This is a genomic window from Kaistia sp. SLG-1, from assembly GCF_059699055.1.
Genome location: NZ_AP048544.1, coordinates 4,029,289 through 4,043,578 on the forward strand (window position 1 = coordinate 4,029,289; position 14,290 = coordinate 4,043,578).

16 protein-coding genes are annotated in these 14,290 nt (G+C 66.9%); 8 read left to right on the plus strand and 8 right to left on the minus strand.

The window, feature by feature from the left end; all coding sequences use genetic code 11:
* Positions 1-47 precede the first annotated feature (47 nt).
* The 4 genes from minE to AC6HZP_RS18640 form a co-directional block, all read right to left on the minus strand.
* A complete protein-coding gene (gene minE / locus AC6HZP_RS18625) occupies positions 48-320 on the minus strand; it encodes a cell division topological specificity factor MinE (protein ID WP_201400502.1) in 273 nt (90 codons plus the stop codon).
* The gene (gene minD, locus AC6HZP_RS18630) at positions 317-1,132 is read right to left on the minus strand and encodes a septum site-determining protein MinD (protein ID WP_201400503.1); all 816 of its coding nucleotides are present in this window, start codon (positions 1,130-1,132) and stop codon (positions 317-319) included. The genes minE and minD overlap by 4 nt, the downstream gene beginning before the upstream one ends.
* 20 nt (positions 1,133-1,152) lie before the next feature.
* Entirely contained in the window at positions 1,153-1,866 is a 714-nt protein-coding gene (gene minC / locus AC6HZP_RS18635) for a septum site-determining protein MinC (RefSeq protein WP_497526821.1), read from the minus strand.
* 321 nt (positions 1,867-2,187) lie between these two features.
* A complete protein-coding gene (locus AC6HZP_RS18640; RefSeq protein ID WP_497524054.1) occupies positions 2,188-3,255 on the minus strand; it encodes an LLM class flavin-dependent oxidoreductase in 1,068 nt (355 codons plus the stop codon).
* Positions 3,256-3,481: 226 nt separating this feature from the next.
* Here AC6HZP_RS18640 and lepB point away from each other — a divergent pair, with 226 nt between their 5' ends.
* Together lepB and AC6HZP_RS18650 are read left to right on the plus strand one after the other, a co-directional pair.
* A complete protein-coding gene (gene lepB / locus AC6HZP_RS18645) occupies positions 3,482-4,255 on the plus strand; it encodes a signal peptidase I (protein ID WP_201400506.1) in 774 nt (257 codons plus the stop codon).
* Positions 4,256-4,423: 168 nt separating this feature from the next.
* A complete protein-coding gene (locus AC6HZP_RS18650; protein ID WP_497524055.1) occupies positions 4,424-5,596 on the plus strand; it encodes an MFS transporter in 1,173 nt (390 codons plus the stop codon).
* Positions 5,597-5,923: 327 nt separating this feature from the next.
* Here AC6HZP_RS18650 and AC6HZP_RS18655 read toward each other — a convergent pair whose 3' ends face one another.
* Entirely contained in the window at positions 5,924-6,109 is a 186-nt protein-coding gene (locus AC6HZP_RS18655) for a hypothetical protein (RefSeq protein WP_497524056.1), read from the minus strand.
* A 525-nt stretch (positions 6,110-6,634) separates the two neighbouring features.
* On the opposite strand from AC6HZP_RS18655, the gene AC6HZP_RS18660 reads away from it, so the two are divergent.
* The 6 genes from AC6HZP_RS18660 (at position 6,635) to AC6HZP_RS18685 (ending at position 10,814) form a co-directional block, all read left to right on the plus strand.
* Entirely contained in the window at positions 6,635-6,847 is a 213-nt protein-coding gene (locus AC6HZP_RS18660; protein WP_018183702.1) for a cold-shock protein, read from the plus strand.
* A gap of 346 nt (positions 6,848-7,193) precedes the next feature.
* Entirely contained in the window at positions 7,194-7,697 is a 504-nt protein-coding gene (locus tag AC6HZP_RS18665; protein WP_201400509.1) for a type III secretion system chaperone family protein, read from the plus strand.
* Positions 7,698-7,880: 183 nt separating this feature from the next.
* On the plus strand, positions 7,881-8,705 hold the full coding sequence (gene proC / locus AC6HZP_RS18670; protein WP_497524057.1) for a pyrroline-5-carboxylate reductase: 825 nt from the start codon (positions 7,881-7,883) through the stop codon (positions 8,703-8,705).
* 59 nt (positions 8,706-8,764) lie between these two features.
* On the plus strand, positions 8,765-9,460 hold the full coding sequence (locus AC6HZP_RS18675) for a TetR/AcrR family transcriptional regulator (protein ID WP_497524058.1): 696 nt from the start codon (positions 8,765-8,767) through the stop codon (positions 9,458-9,460).
* Between the two features lie 78 nt (positions 9,461-9,538).
* The gene (locus AC6HZP_RS18680; protein WP_497524059.1) at positions 9,539-9,892 is read left to right on the plus strand and encodes a tRNA-binding protein; all 354 of its coding nucleotides are present in this window, start codon (positions 9,539-9,541) and stop codon (positions 9,890-9,892) included.
* A 79-nt stretch (positions 9,893-9,971) separates the two neighbouring features.
* The gene (locus AC6HZP_RS18685; RefSeq protein ID WP_497524060.1) at positions 9,972-10,814 is read left to right on the plus strand and encodes a VOC family protein; all 843 of its coding nucleotides are present in this window, start codon (positions 9,972-9,974) and stop codon (positions 10,812-10,814) included.
* A gap of 582 nt (positions 10,815-11,396) precedes the next feature.
* On the opposite strand, the gene AC6HZP_RS18690 is transcribed toward AC6HZP_RS18685, so the two are convergent.
* The 3 genes from AC6HZP_RS18690 to AC6HZP_RS18700 form a co-directional block, all read right to left on the minus strand.
* Positions 11,397-12,776 (minus strand): ATP-binding protein, encoded by a 1,380-nt coding sequence (locus AC6HZP_RS18690; RefSeq protein WP_497526822.1) that lies wholly within the window; start codon positions 12,774-12,776, stop codon positions 11,397-11,399.
* 158 nt (positions 12,777-12,934) lie between these two features.
* Positions 12,935-13,645, minus strand: a complete 711-nt coding sequence (locus tag AC6HZP_RS18695; protein WP_201400514.1) for a response regulator — start codon at positions 13,643-13,645, stop codon at positions 12,935-12,937.
* A gap of 35 nt (positions 13,646-13,680) precedes the next feature.
* Complete coding sequence (locus AC6HZP_RS18700; RefSeq protein WP_244669545.1) at positions 13,681-14,217, minus strand: MarR family winged helix-turn-helix transcriptional regulator; 537 nt, start codon at positions 14,215-14,217, stop codon at positions 13,681-13,683.
* Between the last annotated feature and the right edge of the window lie 73 nt (positions 14,218-14,290).

Here is a 14,290-nt window from a genome sequence, read left to right on the forward strand (position 1 = left end):
GAGCCCCAATAAAAAGGCCGGCAAGAATGCCGGCCTTTCGTCACGTATCAGGCCGCCGCTTCCGCGCGGCGTCGAACCGGATTCGGCAGTTCGATCTCGACTTCGAGCGTCGAGACAGCCTCGGCCCGCTGCATCTTCACCTGGACCTTGTCGGCCGGGATGTCGACGTGGCGGGCGATGACGCCGATGATCTCCTCGCGGAGCTTGGCGATCAGGTCGCTGGAGCCGGCCGAGACGCGCTCGTGCTGCAGCAGGATCTGCAGTCGATCGCGCGCCACCGGCGCGGAGCGCGCCGGCTTGAAGAAGTTGAAGATCGTCATGCAGCCCTCCGACCGAAAAGCTTGCTCATGAAGCCGCGCCGCTCGGACGGAACGACCATCGGGATGTTCTCGCCCTCGAGGCGCCGGGCGGCGTCGAGATAGGCGCGCGCCGGGGCGCTGTCGCTGTCAACCAGCGTCACCGGGCAACCGACGTTCGAGGCGTTCAGCACGGCCTCGCTCTCGGGGATGATGCCGAGCAGCGGGATCGACAGGATCTCGAGCACGTCGTCGACCTTGAGCATCTGGCCGCGCTCGGCCCGCGCGGCGTCGTAGCGGGTGAGCAGGAGGTGCTTCTCCATGTACTCGCCCTTCTCGGCCTTGACGGTCTTCGAGTCGAGCATGCCGATGATGCGGTCGGAATCGCGCACCGACGAGACTTCCGGATTGGTGACGACGATGGCGACGTCGGCATGGCGCATGGCGAGCATGGCGCCGCGCTCGATGCCGGCCGGGCTGTCGCAGACGACCCAGTCGAAATGGTTGCGCAGCTCTTCCATGACGCGGGTGACGCCCTCTTCGGTCAGGGCGTCCTTGTCGCGCGTCTGCGAGGCCGGCAGCACATAGAGCGTGTCGAGCCGCTTGTCGCGGATCAAGGCCTGCTGCAGCTTGGCTTCACCCTGCACGACGTTGATCAGGTCGTAGACGACCCGGCGCTCGGCGCCCATGACGAGGTCGAGATTGCGCAGACCGACATCGAAATCGACGACGGCGACGCGCTGTCCGGACAGGGCCAGCGCAGCGCCGATGGCTGCCGTGGACGTGGTCTTGCCCACGCCGCCCTTGCCCGATGTCACAACGAGAACCTGAGACATTGCTTCTGCTCCTTGCTGGCTCAGGCCAGCGCCGCCATGTTCATTTTGTCATTCGCAAGCCAAGCCTGGATCGGCCGGCCGCGAAGGCTCGCGTCCAGGTCGTCGGCAGTCTGGTAGAGGCCGTCGATGGCGATCAGCTCGGCCTCGAATTTCTGGCAGAAGATCCGCGCCCCGGCATTCCCCGTCGACCCCGCGATCGCCCGGCCGCGCAGCGTTCCGTAGATGTGGATCGAGTTGCCGGCGATGATCTCGGCGCCGGAAGCGACGGAGCCCACCACCGTGACGTCGCCCTGCGGAAAAATGATCGACTGGCCGGAACGGACCGGCGTCTCGATCAGGAGCGAGGGGATCGCCCGGTCGGCGAAGCTCTGCTGCTGCTTGGGTGGCTCGGCGGACGGCTTGTGCAGGATTTCGGTCTGCTTGCCACCGCTCACGGAGGGCGGCATGCCGAAGCCGAGCCAGGACGGATCGGCGCCCTCGACCCCCATCACCTTGATCTCGCGCTCGTAGAGCATTGCGATCAGCTCTGCGAAGTCGCGCTTGGTGATGGCGAGGCCGGTGACGTCGAGAATGACGGGGCGACTGGCGAAGTAGCCCTCGGAACGTTTGGAAAGCTTGTCGAGCTCCGCAAGCCATTCGGCCAGTGGAAGTTCGGGCGCCAGCACGGTGGCGAGGAAGGACCTTCCCCGGAACCGGATTGCAGCGCGTTGTTTTGAAGCGGGAGTAGCCACGATCGCAATTTGCCTTCTGTTAAGCAATCTGTGCGACACGCTGGTTAACGAGTGGTTAACCACGCCGGGGCCGTTAACGGATCGGACGGAAAAACCGTGGGTTTCCGAGGGAGTTAACGCCTGCAAAAAAATTCGGGTTGCAGGCGCGGCGCGCGTCAACATCAGCGCGAAAATGACAGTTTCTCTGACCTTTTCGAGGGGGACGCGGGGGAATGGAAGCGTCCGGACGACGCCTTGCGGACGGCGAACGCGAATCGCTTCGCCGCCGCCCACAGCCCGCCCGTTAACGCTTCTTCCCGGCTGTTAACGCGTGTTACCGGATCGTTAGCGCGGCGTTAGCGCCGGCGCGGCCGCAGCGGCGGCGCCGAGCGCCTTGCGCACCTCCGGCACGACGCGGGTGCCGAACAGCTCGATCGACTTCATCATCTTGTCGTGCGGCAACGTGCCGACGCTGAACTGGATCAGGAAGCGGTCGTGGTCGAACAGCTCGTGCTGGTAGAGGATCTTCTCCGCGACCTCGGACGGGCTGCCGACGAACAGCGCGCCGTGCAGGCGGCGCTGCGCCTCGAACTGGCCGCGCGTCGTCGGCGGCCAGCCGCGCTCCTTGCCGATCTTGGTCATCGCGGCGGCGAAGGGCGGAAAGGCGATGTCGGCCGCCTCCTGCGACGTCTCGGCGATGAAGCCGTGCGAGTTGATGCCGACGCGCAGCCCCGCCGGGTCGCTGCCGGCCTCCTTCGCCGCGCGGTGGTAGAGCTCGACCAGCGGCTGGAAATGCGCCGGGTTGCCGCCGATGATCGCGATCGCCAGCGGCAGGCCGAGCACGCCGGCACGCACCACCGACTGCGGCGTGCCGCCGACCGCGATCCAGACCGGCAGCGGATCCTGGACGGGGCGCGGATAGACGCCAAGATCCCGGATCGCCGCCCGATGTCCGCCCGGCCAGGTCACGCGCTCGGCGTCGCGGATCCGCAGCAGCAGGTCGAGGTTCTGCGAGAACAGCTCGTCATAGTCGCCGAGGTCGAAACCGAACAACGGGAAGGATTCGATGAAGGAGCCGCGCCCGGCCATGATTTCGGCGCGGCCGTTCGAGATCAGGTCGAGCGTCGAGAAGCGCTGGAAGACGCGCACGGGATCGTCGGAGGAGAGCACGGTGACGGCGCTGCTCAGGCGGATCGACTTCGTCCGCGCAGCGGCGGCCGCCAGCACGACTTCCGGCGACGAGATCAGGAAATCCGGGCGGTGATGCTCGCCGAGGCCGAAGACGTCGAGGCCGAGCTGGTCGGCGAGCTCGATCTCCTCGAGCAGGTTGCGGATCCGCTCGGCCGGGTCGAGGCGGACGCCTGTCGTCGGATCGGCCATGTTGTCGCCGAAGGTGTAGATGCCGAATTCCATGCTGATCGCCTCATCGGATGACGCCGAGGGACGCGGCGGAGGCCGCGGCCGAGACCGCTGATATGGCGCGCCGCTGCCGCGATGTCAGCCCCGGCCGCCGGAGACGCACTGTCTACCGCGAGACGACCCGACATCGGCCGGGTTGCCCGCCTGCGTCGACGGCGCGCGGTTGCCCCTGGGTCGCGTATCGCCTAAATGACGGGTTCCCCAATCGGCTGAAAGTCGCATGATGGCTGAAATCGAGAAGTCCGCCGAGAAGAAGAAATCGTCCAATGACGGTCTTGGCGGTACCATCCGCGTCTTCGCCGAAGCGCTGATCATCGCCCTGATCGTCCGCACCTTCCTGTTCCAGCCGTTCGAGATTCCGTCGGGTTCGCTGATCCCGACCCTGGAAATCGGCGACTATCTGTTCGTCTCCAAATATTCCTACGGCTATTCCCGCCACTCCTTCCCCTTCAGCATCGCCCCGTTCGAGGGCCGCATCTGGGGCTCGGAGCCGAAGCAGGGCGACATCGTCGTCTTCAAGGGCCCGAAGGACAATTCGACCGACTACATCAAGCGCGTCATCGGCCTGCCCGGCGACACGGTCCAGGTCACCGACGGCCGCCTCTACATCAACGACCAGCTGGTCGAGCGGACGCCGCTGCCGCCGCACGAGACGAAGGATTTCTTCGGCAATCCGATCCAGGCGCCCCATTATGAGGAAACCCTGCCGAACGGGGTCAAGCACCAGATCATCGAGATCGAGGGCGATCGCGGCTCCTTCGACAACACGCCGAAGTACGAAGTCCCGCCCGGCCATCTGTTCATGATGGGCGACAATCGCGACAATTCCGCCGATTCCCGCGACATGCAGTCGATGGGCTACGTGCCGCTCGAGAATGTCGAGGGCAAGGCGCGCTGGGTCTTCTTCTCGATCGCCGACGGCGCCCGCATCTGGGAATTCTGGAAGTGGCCGTGGGCGATCCGCTGGGACCGCCTGTTCACCTCGATCACCTAGGATCCAGGGCCGGGGCAAACCGGCAACGCCGCGTCGCAAAACGCGAGAGCTGATGGATTGTGCATTGCAAAATGCGCAATCCATCCACCATGATCCGACAGCTTCCCCCGCCTCGCTCTTAGCGCGGCGCCCTCCCCGCTCCCCGCCTCTCGCCTGCCGGATCCTTTCATGCCGATCGCGCTCTTTGCCCTTGCCATTGCCTCGTTCGGCATCGGCACGACGGAATTCGTCATCATGGGGCTGCTGCCGGAAGTGGCGGCCGATCTCGGCGTGTCGATCCCGAGCGCCGGCCTGCTCATCACCGGATACGCCATCGGCGTCGTCGTCGGCGGTCCGATCATCGTCGTGGCGACGTCGCGGCTGCCGCGCAAGCTGACGCTCGTCGGCCTCGCCTCGCTTTTCGTGCTCGGCAACCTGTTCTGCGCCATCGCCCCGAATTACGGGCTGCTGATGGCCGCCCGCGTCTTCACCGCCTTCGGCCATGGCGCATTTTTCGGCATCAGTGCCGTCGTCGCAGGCACGTTGGTGCCGCGCAACCAGCGCGCCCGGGCGATGGCCCTCGTCTTCGCCGGCCTGACGCTCGCCAACATCCTCGGCGTGCCGGGCGGTACCGCGCTCGGCCAGGTCGCCGGCTGGCGGGCGACCTTCTGGGCCGTGGTGGCGATCGGCCTCGTCTCGGTGGCCGCGATCCTCGCCTGGGTTCCCTCCGACCGGGGCGCCATGGCGCCGCCGAGCCTGGTCAAGGAATTCGCCGTGTTCAAGCGACTGCAGGTCTGGCTCGCCATGGCGATCAGCGTGCTGGCGGCCGGCGCCACCTTCGCCTGCTTCACCTATATCGCGCCGATCCTGCAGCAGGTGACCGGCATGGCGCCGCATCAGGTGACGTGGGTGCTGCTGCTGTTCGGCGTCGGCATCACGATCGGCAATCTGATCGGCGGCCGGCTGGCGGACTGGAAGCTGATGCCGACGATCCTCGGCGCGCTCACGGTCCTGATCCTGGTGATGGCGCAGTTCAGCTGGACCAGCCACTCATTCATCGGGGCCAGCGTCAGCGTCTTCGTCTGGGGCTGCGTGATGTTCATCCTGATCGCACCGCTGCAGATGCGGGTGATCGAATGCGCCGGCGAGGCGCCGAACCTCGCCTCGACCCTGAACCAGGGCGCCTTCAACGTCGGCAATGCCGGCGGCGCCTGGATCGGCGGGCTCGCCATCACCTTCGGCGCGCCCTACGACATGCTGCCGCTGGTCGGAGCCGGGCTTTCGGCGCTCGCGCTCGGCGTGGCCCTGCTGTCGTCATGGCTGGCCAAGCGGCAGCCGGCCGCGATTGCGCAGACGGCGTAGGCAGAGGCCCCCACTTCAGGACAATGGGGCCTCGCAGCCTTGCCCCACGCTCGCCGTCATCCCGGCCTCCGAGCCGGGATCCATTTCCGCCGGGTTGCCTCGCGGGCTCCCGAGCGCGGGTCGACATGGATCCCTGCTTCCGCAGGGATGACGTCGGAGGGTGTCCCCCATTGGGGAATGAGACGAGGAGCCGCCGCTCAGGATGCGGGCGGAGTCAGCCGATCGGCTCGGAGAGCGCAGAGGTTCTCGGAGGTCGCAGAGGGGCGCGCAGCCGCCGCCTCTCAGTCACCAATCCGGAATCCATCCTTCGAAATATCGGCCGGAAGCTCAGGACGGGCGGGCGAGCCCGGCGCTGAGGTCGGTCACGGCAACCGGCGTCGTGCCCAGCGCATCGCACTGCCTGGCGACGCTGCCGGCAGATGCCGGATCGCCTCCAAAGGCGGCACTCGGCAGCATGATCGCCACCCAAATCGCCGCTGCTGCCAGTATGCTATCCGCGCTCAATCCAGACATGACCCACACTCCGCCTACCCCGCGCACCGTCCCAATGTGCGAGGCGACATCGGGTTCCGCCCGGCACGCATTTTTCTCGCTGCGGACGCTACGGCACTTTTCGCACTGCAATATGCACCGATCGTGCCACTTTGATGACAAGCTTGTGGCGGAATCCCGACCTCCAGTCGACCTTCCGCAAGCTGCCGGCCCCGCGTTGCTACGACGAGGCTTATATTAAGGAAGACTTTCCGGTTAGCGTTGCCGACGACGCAACATAAACCAAGAAAACGGACACCTTCCCAAGCGTAAGCTTTTGCATTGATTTCCGCGCGATGCTGAAGCATAGTTTTCAGCGCACGGGCAGAGGACCCGACGGAGACTGGACTAACGCGCGTCGGATGCTACGGCATCCGTGGGGCGGCTAGCGCGAGCACCGCACGATACCTAGAAGACGCAGAGACCTTTCCCCGACATCTGAGTGCCTGGAGTGCGCCGGCCGAGCGGAGCGGCCGGTGAAGTGAAGAGGAGTGGAAAGGAACAGCGATGCGACAGACTGGTACTGTCAAGTTCTTCAATGCGTCGAAGGGCTTCGGCTTCATCACGCCCGACGATGGCGGCAAGGATGTGTTCGTTCACGTCACGGCTGTCGAGCGCTCGGGTCTTTCGAACCTGAATGACGGCATGCGGATCACGTTCGAAACCGAACCGGACAAGCGCGGCAAGGGACCCAAGGCGGTCGACCTGCAGCCGGGTTAGCCGTTCGCCAATCCCCCGGAAACGAACCAGAAAGCCGCCGGCTCGTCCGGCGGCTTTTCGGTGTTGGAACGGCAACTCCGGCATGGCGGGGTGGCCAGCGTCCACAATTCCGAGACGGCCGCCGGTGAAAAGACATCGCGCAATTTCACGGGCTGCCTATATACTGATTCACAATGAAGATTCGCGCTGCTTCCGCCTGTGCCAGTGTTGAACTCGATCTGCGAGCCGATCATTCCGCCCGATGCGGAGCGGATCTTGCTCGATCGGTGCGGCGGGACCGGAGATCTGCTTTCGGCAGTCGTTTTGTTGCGTTGCGTATTCACCCGATCAAGCGCGAGGGTCGGCCATGAGCCTCATCGACTTCGAAACCGAAGACCGTCAGTCCAATCCCGTCGATATGATCGAGCACATCGCTGGTCTCAACGACTGGAGCTTCGAACGGTCGGGCGATGACGAGATCACCATCTCGATCGCCGGCGGTTGGTGCGACTACCACGTCTCCTTCTCCTGGATGGAGGATATGGAGGCCGTTCATCTCGCCTGCGCCTTCGATCTCAAGGTTACCGAGCCGCGCAAGACCGAGGTGATGCGCCTCCTCTCGCTCGTCAACGAGCAGCTCTGGATCGGTCATTTCGACCTCTGGAGCAAGGAAGGCGTCGTCATGTACCGGCAGACGCTGCTGCTCGCCGGCGGGGCCGAGCCGAACAGCCGGCAGGTCGAAGGGCTGCTCGAGAACGCCATCGAAAGCTGCGAACGGTATTATCAGGCCTTCCAGTTTGTCGTCTGGGCCGGCAAGTCGGCCGCCGAGGCGCTCGAGACCGTGTTGTTCGAGACCGTCGGCGAAGCCTGATCCCGATTTCCCGGCGCCCGCGAAGGCGAGCGCCGGTTTCCCTCCAATCGCGACCTTCTTCCTCGACGTCTCCGCGCGGCATTCTTTCTGTGCCGGGGCTGGAAACGGCTTCCGCCGCGCCGTCCTGACGCGTAGAGGAAGACGTCACCCGAGATGTCGTCACCCGAGCCCGAGCGTTTCCGCATGTCCCTTTCCGCCCTCACGCCCTCCTCTCCCATCGTCCTGATCGGCGCCGGCAAGATGGGCGGCGCGCTGCTGACCGGATGGCTGGCGAGCGGTCTCGATCCGAAGGCCGTCCTCGTCGTCGACCCCAATCCGCCGGCTGAGACGGTCGCGCTGCTTGCCGGCCACGGCGTCCGCCACGAGACCAGCGCGCCCGACAACGTCACCGCCCGCGTGCTCCTGCTCGCGGTCAAGCCGCAGATGATGGGGGCGGCGCTGCCGGCGGTGCGCGCGCTCATCGGTCCGGAGACGGTAACGGTCTCGATCGCCGCCGGCACGACGATCGCGACGCTGGAGACGGCGCTGGGCGGCGCCATCGTCCGCACCATGCCGAACACGCCGGCCCAGGTCGGCCGCGGCATGACCGGCGCCTTCGCCAATGAGGCCGTGACCGACGCCGACCGGGCGATCGTCGACGCGCTGCTGGCGGCCGTCGGCGAGGTCGGCTGGGTCGACAGCGAGAGCCTGATCGACACCGTGACGGCCGTCTCGGGATCCGGACCGGCCTATGTCTTCCTGCTCGTCGAGGCGCTCGCCGCCGCCGGCGTCGAGGCCGGCTTCTCGCCCGAGCTCGCCGCCCGCTTCGCGCGCCAGACGATCGTCGGCGCCGGCGAACTGCTCAACCAGTCGCTGCTTCCGGCCGACACGCTGCGCAAGAACGTCACCTCGCCGGGCGGAACCACCGCCGCCGCGCTCGAGGTGCTGATGGCGGAGGACGGACTGGCGCCGCTGCTTACCAAGGCCGTCGCCGCCGCCAAGCGCCGCGCCGAGGAACTGGCCGGCTGAGCGGACTCGTCACCGCCCCATTCGATGCCTAGATGAAGGTCTGAACAGGAGATCCGATCATGGCGACTGGAAAATCGGCGGCCGAGAAATCCAAGGGGCCGACACCGGCCGACAGCATCATCGACGCCTTCCTGGCGCTGCTCGCCGAAAAGCCCTTCGCCGACATCGGCCTCGGCGAGATCGCGGCCCGGGCGGACGTCTCGCTCGGCGAATTGCGCACGACCTATGACGGCAAGCTCTCTATCCTGGCCGACTTCCTGCGCCGGATCGATCGCGCCGTGCTCGATATCGCCGACGCGCCCTCGCCCGAGGAGACCGCCCGCGACCGGCTGTTCGACCTGATCATGAAGCGGCTCGATATCCTGGCGCCCTATCGCGTCGCCATCGGCCATGTCGCCGACGCCGCCCGGCGCGACCCCGGCCTCGCGCTCTGCCTGAACCGGCTGGCGCTCGACAGCGCCCGCTTCATGCTGGCCGCCGCCGACGTCTCGACCGGGGGCTTGCGCGGCGCGGCGCGGACGCAGGGCTTCGTGCTGATGACGGCCCGCATCCTGCCGGTCTGGCGCAAGGACGAGGATCCCGACCTGTCGCGCACCATGGCGGCGGTCGATCGGGCCCTGGAGCAGGCGGAGACCTGGTCGCGCCGCGGCGACAAGGCGATCGACCTCCTCTGCCGCGTCGGCGCCAAGTTCGAGCATCGCCGCCCGAAACGGCGCGGCCGCAGGGACCCGGACACGGCGGCACCCGCCGCCTGAGCCGGGGGCCAGCTACCCGAGGCTTGACGCGACGCCTGACCATGCTACCCCGAAGGCACAGCCCAACGGAGACATGAGATGGACGCGCCCGCCCCGAAGACGATCGGCTTCGATGATTTCCTCAAGGTCGACATCCGCGTCGGCACCATCGTCGAGGCCGCCCCCTTCCCGGAAGCGCGCAAACCGGCGATCAAGCTGGTGATCGATTTCGGCCCCGAGATCGGCCGCAAGAAGTCCTCGGCGCAGATCACCAAATACTACCAGCCCGAAGAACTGATCGGCCGGCAGGTGCTGGCCGTGGTCAATTTCCCGCCGCGCCAGATCGGCCCCTTCATGTCGGAAGTCCTGACGCTCGGCATGCCGGACGCCGACGGCGACGTGGTGCTGACGGCGGTCGAGCGCGCCGTCCCAGATGGCGGCCGGCTTTTCTGATACGGTGTGTTCACCCGTCGGCGGCTGTCGGCCGCCCTCGCAAGGGCCTAGATAACGGTATCAACCAGAGGTCGTGCCCATGAGCCATCCGGATACCGATACTGCCAGGAAAGCGACCGGCCTGCCCTTCGCGCTGACGCGGCCGATCCATGTCGCCGAGGTCGGCCTCAAGGCGCATGACGTCGTGAAGCTCGCCGACTATTACCGCGCCCTGCTGGGGCTTGAGACGCTTCCCGGCCCCGCCGGCACGGCGACGCTCGGCGCCGGCGGCGTGCCCTTCCTCGTCATCGAGCCGGCGGCGCGCGGCGCACCGGCCGACGACACGCGCCAGGCGGGCCTGTTCCACACCGCCTTCCTGATGCCCTCGCGCGCCGATCTCGCCCGCTGGATCCTGCATGCGAGCGAAACGCGCGTGCCCGTCGACGGCACCGCCGACCATCTCGTCAGCGAGGCGATCTACCTGACCGATCCAGAGGGCAACGGCATCGAGGTCTATGCCGACCGGCCGGCCGAGGCCTGGGCCTGGGATGGCGACACGATCCGGATGGCGACGGACCCGCTCGACGTCAACGCCATCGTCGGCGAGCTGAACAGCCCCGCCGACCGCTGGCAGGACGCGCCGGAATTCCTGCGCATCGGCCATATCCACCTGCGCGTCGGCGACGCGAGGGCCGCAGCCGCGTGGTGGCAGCACGAGGTCGGCCTCGAACAGGTCACGGCGATGCCGAGCGCCTCGTTCCTCTCCTCCGGCCGCTACCACCACCATGTCGGCGCCAACAGCTGGCAGAGCCGCGGCGCCGGCCCGCGCGATCCCGCCCGCGCCGGCCTCGCCTATGTCACGCTCGCCGGCAGCGGCATCCCCTACGAACGGGAGCTTTCCGATCCCTGGGGCACGCGCGTCCGCCTCCGCCCAGGCGGCTGAGTGACAGCCTCCTGCAGGGCGCTCTTCCTTTACCTCTCCCTGAGGGAGAGGTCGGAGCGAAGCTCCGGGTGAGGGTTTAGGAAACCCTCCGGAGAGGCCGTAAACCCTCACCCGCCGGCCTTCGGCCGTCGACCTCTCCCTCAGGGAGAGGTAAAGGACGGTGTCATTCCCGCACGAGCTTGCCACCTGACGGCCGTCCCCCACCCTCGCCGTCATCTCGGCCTCCGAGCCGGGATCCATTCCGCCGGGTTGCCAGCCGTCGAGGTTACCGCGGCGGAGGCATGGATCCCTGCTTTCGCAGGGATGACGGCGGAGGGTGGCCGTCGGGTTCTGCGGCGGGGGCCAGCGTAACGACCCGTCTGAGGATCATGACGATCCTGCCTCGCAGCCAGCCCCACCCTCGCCGTCATCCCGGCCTCCGAGCCGGGATCCATTTCCGCCGGGTTGCCAGCCGTCCAGGTTTGGTGCGGCGGAGAGATGGATTCCTGCTTTCGCAGGAATGACGGAGCTTGTGATTTCCGGGCGGAACGGCCCCTTCCCCTCTCCCTGAGCAGGGAGACGTGAAGGGTAACGTCCAAACACTCAGGCCGGAATCCTTACCGTGGCCCTTAGGCCACCGCCGGGGGCTTCCGAGAGGGTGACGTCGCCGCCGTGGAAACGGGCGATGTCGCGGGCGATTGGCAGGCCGAGGCCGGTGCCGCTCTCGTCGAGATTGCGCGCCTCGTCGAGCCGGTAGAACGGCCGGAAAACCGCCTCGCGCTCCAGCTCGTCGATGCCGGGGCCGTCGTCGTCGACATGAATGACCAGCCAGCCATCCGTATGCACGCCGTGCAGGCGGATGCTGTTGCCATGGCGGCAGGCGTTCATGACGAGATTGGACAAGAGGCGCTTGAAGTCGTTCGGGCGCAGGCTGACGATCGGATCGCCGCGGAATTCCTGCGCCACGTCGTGGCCGACGCGGCGGGCATTTTCCGCCACTTCCGCCATCAAGGTGCCGATGTTCGTCGCCGCCGTCGGCTCGTCGGCGTCGTCGCGGGCAAAGGCGAGATAGCCTTCCAGCATGCGCTGCATGTCGTCGACGTCGCGCCGCATCGCGCGGATGTCCGGCGTCTCGCGCAGCAGCGCCAGCTGCAGGCGGAAGCGCGTCAGCACGGTGCGGAGGTCGTGGCTGACGCCGGCCAGCATGGTGGTGCGCTGCTCCATCTGCCGCTCGATGCGATGGCGCATCTCCATGAAGGCGGCGCTGGCGCGCCGCACCTCGCGCGCGCCGCGCGGGTTGAAGTCGGCGGTCTCGCGGCCCATGCCGAAATCCTCGGCCGCGTCGGCGAGCTGCTGGATCGGCCGGATCTGGTTGCGCAGGAAGGCGATGGCGATGGCGAGCAGCACCAGGCTGGTGCCGACCATCCAGAAGATGAAAATCTCCGAATTCGACGCATAGGTCTGGCTGCGCCGCGCCAGCACGCGCAGCACCTTGTCGCCGAGCTGGATGCGGATCTCGACCAGGTTGGAGCGGCCGACCGTGTCGATCCAGAACGGCTTGTTGATCTGGCGCCCGATCTCCTTCGACAGCGCGCTGTCGAGCAGCGAGAAGAACGGTTTCGGCGCCGCCGGCGGCAAGGTCTCGTTCGGCGTCACCGAGACGATCAGGTCGAGCCTGTCCTGCGCGATGCGGATGATCTGGGTGAAGTTCGGATCGGCCGGATAGGTGTCGATCAGGTCGACGATCGCGGCGATGTCGCGCACCGTCGCCGCCGACAGGCGCTGCGTCACCGTCTGCCAGTGCCGCTCCATGAAGACGAAGGCGACGACCGACTGCAGGATGACGATCGGCGTGATGATGATGATCAGCGCGCGCGCATAGAGGCCCTTGGGCATCGCGGCGGCCAGCCGCTTGCCGATGAAGCGATAGGGCACCAGCAGGGCGTCGAAGAAGGGCTCCGCCCGCCGCGCCGCGCGGCGCATGGTGTTGACGGCCGGCGAACGGCCGAGCCGCCGCAGCGCCACGACGGCGGGCCACTCCATCCAGCCGCCGGTCGCGCGGCGCTGGAAGGAATGCGACGGCTTCTCCATGCGCACCAATCCCCTGTCTGCCGGGGCCTGTTCGCGATCGTCGGCCTCGATCACGCTTCCGTCACCAGCCGGTAGCCGATGCCGCGCACGGTCTGCAGGAACAGCGGATTGGCGGGATCGACCTCGATCTTGCGCCGGAGCCGATTGATCTGCACGTCGATGGTGCGCTCGCCGGCCGGCTCATCCTCGGCCAGAAGCGAGAGACGCGGCACCGTCTCGTTCGGCGTCTCGGCGAAGACGGCCATGATCTGCCGCTCGCGATCGGTCAGCCGGATCGTCTCCTGTCCGCGCCGGAGCTCACGCCGGGCGATGTGGAAGGTGAACGGGCCGAAGCGCACCTGCTCGATCAGCGGCGCCGCCGGCGCCGTGCCGCGCTTCAGGATGGCATTGATGCGCAGGAGCAGCTCGCGCGGCTCGAACGGCTTGCCGAGATAATCGTCGGCGCCGAGTTCCAGCCCCTTGATCCGGCTGTCGATTTCCGTCCGCGCCGTCAGCATCAGGATCGGCACGTCCATGCTTTCGCGCAGGCTCTTCAACAGGTCGAGGCCGTTCTCGCCCGGCATCATCACGTCGACGACGAGCAGGTCGAAGGCGAGCCCGCCAAGCAGCTTGCGCGCCTCCGCCGCGTTGGCGGCGACATCGACGCGAAAACCGTTGTCGTTCAGGTAGCGCGACAGCAGCGTCCGGATGCGGGCATCGTCGTCGATGACCAGCAGATGCGGCGCGTCATCAGGCAGGGCGTCCGTCGCCAAATCGCTCATTTCCGCATACTCCACGCCGCATACTCCGCAGGCACTCACTGTTCGATCATCTGGGCGACCTTATCCCGTTCGGCCGGATCGATCATCAACCGAAGGAAGCGCTCCGCCGCCAGACGGCCTTCCGGCCCCAGCGGCGCCAGCGCGGCGCGGATTCGTTCCGCCTGCGGTTCGGTCAGGCGCTGGTCGAGCGCCCTGCCCTTGGCGGTGGCATAGAGCAGCCGCTGCCGCCGGTCGACCGGCCCCGGCACCTGCTCGATATAGCCGGTATCGATCAACTGCTTCAGCACCCGCCCGAGGCTCTGCTTGGTGATCTTCAGGATGTCGAGCAGGTCGGCGACGCGCATGCCCGGATGCCGGTTGACGAAGTGGACGACGCGGTGATGCGCGCGCCCGAACTGGAACTTCGCCAGCACGACATCGGGATCCGACACGAAGTCCCGATAGGCGTAGAACAGGAGCTCAATCAGGACGAGTTCGGGCTGCTGCTGAATCGATAGCGGCGGTGTCACGGTCTCGTCGCGCTGCACAGATGCCTGTCCCTTCGAATCGGTAGCGAAATTTATGTCAGCCATATTGACATATTTTGGTTCGATTGTTACCTAATCACTGGTCGCGGCGAAATGATCGAACGCGCCCGCCGTTTCC